This is a genomic window from Microbacterium sp. (genome assembly GCF_051953575.1).
In the GTDB taxonomy this organism is placed as follows: domain Bacteria; phylum Actinomycetota; class Actinomycetes; order Actinomycetales; family Microbacteriaceae; genus Microbacterium.
The window spans coordinates 1-4,425 of sequence record NZ_JBQCIP010000237.1; the positions used below are offsets into that span (position 1 = coordinate 1).

The 4,425-nt window shown below is 70.4% G+C and carries 4 protein-coding genes; 3 read left to right on the top strand and 1 reads right to left on the bottom strand.

What is annotated here, in order from left to right; genetic code table 11:
• A partial coding sequence (locus ACTHNQ_RS14485; protein WP_440334459.1) for a Spo0B domain-containing protein occupies positions 1–1,068 on the bottom strand: 1,068 nt, incomplete at its 3' end.
• A gap of 191 nt (positions 1,069–1,259) precedes the next feature.
• On the opposite strand from ACTHNQ_RS14485, the gene ACTHNQ_RS14490 reads away from it, so the two are divergent.
• The 3 genes from ACTHNQ_RS14490 to ACTHNQ_RS14500 are packed head-to-tail and all read left to right on the top strand — an operon-like array spanning position 1,260 to position 4,421.
• Positions 1,260–2,279, top strand: coding sequence for a Bug family tripartite tricarboxylate transporter substrate binding protein (locus ACTHNQ_RS14490; RefSeq protein WP_440334453.1), 1,020 nt, complete (start codon positions 1,260–1,262; stop codon positions 2,277–2,279).
• On the top strand, positions 2,276–2,863 hold the full coding sequence (locus ACTHNQ_RS14495; protein ID WP_440334455.1) for a tripartite tricarboxylate transporter TctB family protein: 588 nt from the start codon (positions 2,276–2,278) through the stop codon (positions 2,861–2,863). The genes ACTHNQ_RS14490 and ACTHNQ_RS14495 overlap by 4 nt, the downstream gene beginning before the upstream one ends.
• Positions 2,864–2,873: 10 nt before the next feature.
• Complete coding sequence (locus tag ACTHNQ_RS14500; RefSeq protein WP_440334457.1) at positions 2,874–4,421, top strand: tripartite tricarboxylate transporter permease; 1,548 nt, start codon at positions 2,874–2,876, stop codon at positions 4,419–4,421.
• Positions 4,422–4,425: the final 4 nt, after the last annotated feature.

Below are 4,425 nucleotides of genomic sequence, written 5' to 3' on the forward strand. Positions count from 1 at the left end.
CGATCCGGCGATGAACTCGCGCGCATCGTCGACCAGGCCGAGTTCGAGCAGCCCCGACAGCACATGCATCGTGTTGGCGAACTCGTGGGCCTGGGCGCGCAGACCGTCGGTGAGCGACTGGGCTCCGTCCATCTCGCGGAGCGCCTGGTGCAGCTCGGTGTGGTCGCGCAGCAGGAGGGTCGCCGCGGTGGGCTCGTCGTCCACGACCGTGCCGGTGCTGCGCGCGATGAGGACGCGCTCGCCGACGAGCACGAGCGCGCCGTCCGGTTCGCCGCGGCGCAGCACGTCGGCCACCGCGGGCTCCAGCGCTTCGACCGCCGGGCGTCCGACCAGGTCGTCGTCGCCGAGCAGACGGGCGGCCGCGTCGTTCGCGACGGTGATGACACCGTGCTCGTCGACGGTGATGATGCCCTCGCCGATGCGATGCAGCACGGTCTCGCGCTGCTCGACGAGCGAGGCGATCTCGCCGGGCTCGAGGCGGAAGATCCGCTTGCGGATGACCGAGGTCACCCATGCGGCGCCGAACACGCCGATCACGGCTGAGGCGCCCATCGCGACCAGCAGCCACGGCACCTGCGACAGGAACTGCTCGCTGATCTCGGATTCCAGGATGCCGACAGAGACGGTACCCATGACGTCGCCGTCGCCCGGGTCGAAGATCGGCACCTTCACCCGCCACGACACGCCGAGGGTTCCCTCCTGCGTGCCGATGAATGTCTCGCCCGAGAGCGGCACCGACGGATCGGTCGACACCTGCTCGCCGATGCGGTCCGGGTCGGGGTGCGAGAAGCGGATGCCCTCGGCGTCCGTCACGACCACGTACGTGATGTCGGATGCGCGGCGGATGAGCTCCGCGAGCGGCTGGATCACCCGCGAGGGCTCGGGGTCGTCGAAGGCCTCTAGGATCACCTCCTGCCGGGCGACCGACTGGGCCACGGCGACCATGCGGTCCTGGTACGAGGTGCGGATCGCGCGCTCCTGCAGTGTCGCGGCGATCACGCCGGTGACAAGGGTCGCCAGGCACACGATCACGGCCTGCAGAAGCAGGAGCTGCACCTTGAGCGACATCGGCGTCACGCAGGCAAGTGTAAGTCGGCTGTCCGGTCGGCGGCGGGCCGCGGCATCCCTCGCCCGCGACCAATAGTTACGGAAGTCGCGCATTAGTTACGCAACCCGTCGCCGACCCGGGCGGATGCCTAGCGTCGGGAATCACACAGCACGGGGCGATGTCGCCCCGCACGCACTCGAGGAGGAGTGGAATGCGCAGATTCGCGATCCCCGCGATCATCGCCGCGGGAGCCCTGGCGCTCGCCGGCTGCACGTCGTCCGGTAACGGCGGGGCAGCGGCAGGCGATGGGGGAGACGACAAGGCGGCCGCCGCCGTCGACGAGGTCGGCATCCTGGTGCCGGCCGACCCGGGCGGCGGCTGGGACCAGACCGGTCGCGCCATGAGCGCCGTGCTCACCGGCGAGGACCTGGTCTCGGCGGCGCCCGTCACGAACGTCGGCGGCGCCGGCGGAACCGTCGGCCTGGCGTCGTTCGCCAACGAGAAGGACCCGTACTCGCTGATCGTCACCGGCCTCGTCATGGTCGGAGCGATCGAGACGAACGGCTCGGCGACCCGCATCGAAGACACGACGCCCATCGCGCGGCTCACCGAGGAGCCGCTGGTCGTCGTGGTCCCGAAGGACTCGCCGTACAAGACCCTCGAAGACCTCGTCGACGCCATCTCCGAGGACGGGCAGTCCGTCGTCGTGACCGGCGGGTCGGCGGGCGGCGCCGACCACATCCTGGCAGGGCTCCTGCTGACCGAGGCGGGCCTCGACTCGGACGAGATCATCGAGAAGCTGAACTACGTCCCCAACGCGGGCGGCGGCGAGGCGGTCACGATGCTGCTCGGCGGCAACGCGAACGCCGGCATCTCGGGCGTCGGCGAGTTCGCCGAGTTCGTCGAGGACGGCTCGATGCGCGCCCTCGGCGTGAGCTCGGAAGAGCCGGCCGCTCTGCTGCCCGAGGTGCCGACCCTCACCGACGAGGGGTACGACGTCGTGCTCACGAACTGGCGCGGCGTGCTCGCCCCCGGCGGGATCTCGGATGCCGAGGCCCAGGCGCTCGCGGATCTCGTGACCGAGATGCACGACAGCGGGCAGTGGCAGACCACTCTCGAAGACAACGGCTGGTCCGACGCGTTCCTCGTCGGCGATGACTTCGACGCGTTCCTCGCCGAGAACGTGAGCTCGGTCGGCGACACGCTGCAGAGCATCGGGCTCGTGGAATGACGACCTCCGCCCCCGGTGGGCTCCCTTCCGGTCCGGAAGGGGGCCCGCCCCCCATCACCAAGCCGTCGCTCGCGGTGGCGCCGCCCCGCGCGACCCGCCGCCGCACCGGTGAGCTCGTCTTCGCGCTGCTCGTCATCGGCCTCGGCGTCTTCGCGCTCGTCGGGGCGTTCCTGATCCGGGTGCCCGCGGGCGCCCGCGTCGGGCCGACCGTGTTCCCGATCTTCATGTCGGTGATCCTCCTGGCCGCCGGCGTGGCCGTGCTGATCGGCGTGCTCCGCGGACACCTCGGCACCCCCGAGGAGTCCGAGGACACCGACCCGGACGCCCGCACCGACTGGCGCACGATCGCCATCATCCTCGCGCTCGTCATGGCGCACCTGCTGCTGCTGGAGTACATCGGCTGGGCGCTCGCCGCGGCCCTGCTGTTCGGCGGCGTCGCGTGGGCGCTGGGCAACAGGCGCTGGTGGCTCGGCTTCGTCGTGGGCCTCGTCATCGGCGTCATCGTGCAGATCCTCTTCGGCGAGCTGCTCGGCCTCTCGCTGCCCCTCGGGCCGGTGCTCGGCTGGCTCGGCCCCCTCATCTGACGGACCACCCATGGACAACATCTCACTCCTGCTCGAGGGGTTCGCGACGGCGTTCCAGCCGCAGTACCTCCTCTTCGCGTTCCTCGGCGTGCTCGTCGGCACCGCCGTCGGCGTGCTCCCCGGCATCGGGCCCGCCATGACGGTGGCGCTGCTGCTGCCGCTCACCTACACGCTCGACCCGACGGCCGCGCTCATCACGTTCGCCGGCATCTACTACGGCGGCATGTACGGCGGCTCGACCACCTCGATCCTGCTGAACACGCCAGGGGAGTCGGCATCCATCATCACGGCCATCGAGGGCAACAAGATGGCACGGATGGGACGGGCCGCCACGGCCCTCGCGACGGCCGCGATCGGCTCGTTCATCGCCGGCACCATCGCCACGATCGGCCTGACGCTGCTCGCCCCGGTGCTCGCGAAGTTCGCGGTCAGTCTCGGTCCCGCCGACTACGTGGCGCTCATCGTGGTCGCCTTCATCACCGTCGGCGCGCTGCTCGGCTCGTCGGTGGCGCGGGGCATGTCGTCCCTCGGCATCGGCCTGTTCATCGGCCTCATCGGCACCGATCTGCTGTCGGGACAGGCGCGGTACACGCTCGGGCTGCTGCCCCTGGCCGACGGCATCGACGTCGTGCTCGTCGCGGTCGGTCTCTTCGCCGTCGGCGAGACGCTGTACGTCGCTGCACGCCTGCGTCACGGCTCGATCCCGGTGACGCCGGTCGGCGGGTCGTGGCGGCACTCGATGAAGCGCGAGGACTGGAAGCGCTCGTGGGCGCCCTGGCTGCGTGGTACGGCCATCGGCTTCCCGATCGGCACGATCCCCGCCGGCGGGGCGGACGTCGCGACGTTCCTCTCCTACGCCACGGAGCGCAAGCTCTCGCGGCACAAGGCGGAGTTCGGCCACGGCGCTATCGAGGGCGTGGCAGGACCCGAGTCCGCGAACAACGCCGCGGCCGCGGGCGTGCTGGTGCCCCTGCTCACGCTGGGGCTGCCGACCACCGCCACGGCGGCGATCATCCTCACGGCGTTCCAGTCGTACGGGCTGCAGCCAGGCCCGATGCTGTTCACGAGCCAGTCGAACCTCGTCTGGGCACTCGTCGCCAGCCTCTACATCGGCAACGTCATCCTGCTCGTGCTGAATCTGCCGCTCGTGGGCATGTGGGTCAAGCTGCTGCAGATCCCTCGGCCGTACCTCTACGCCGGGATCCTGCTGTTCGCCGCCTTCGGCGCCTACGCGCTGAACTACTCGGTCGTGGACATCCTCATCCTGCTGATCATCGGCGTGCTGGGGTACTTCATGAGGCGCTTCGGCGTACCCGTGGCACCTCTCGTCGTCGGGATGATCCTCGGACCGATGGGCGAGGCGCAGCTGCGTCGAGCGCTGCAGCTGAGCCAGGGGGATCTGACGACGCTGGTGATGCATCCGTTCGCCGCGTCGGCGTACGGTGTGCTGGCGCTGCTCATCGCCGGAGGGCTCTGGCTCAAGCGTCGGCAGCGCCGCTACGAGCTCGCGCTCACCGAGTCGATCGCGGTGCCGGTGTCGGCGGATCGGGAGATCTGAGCCG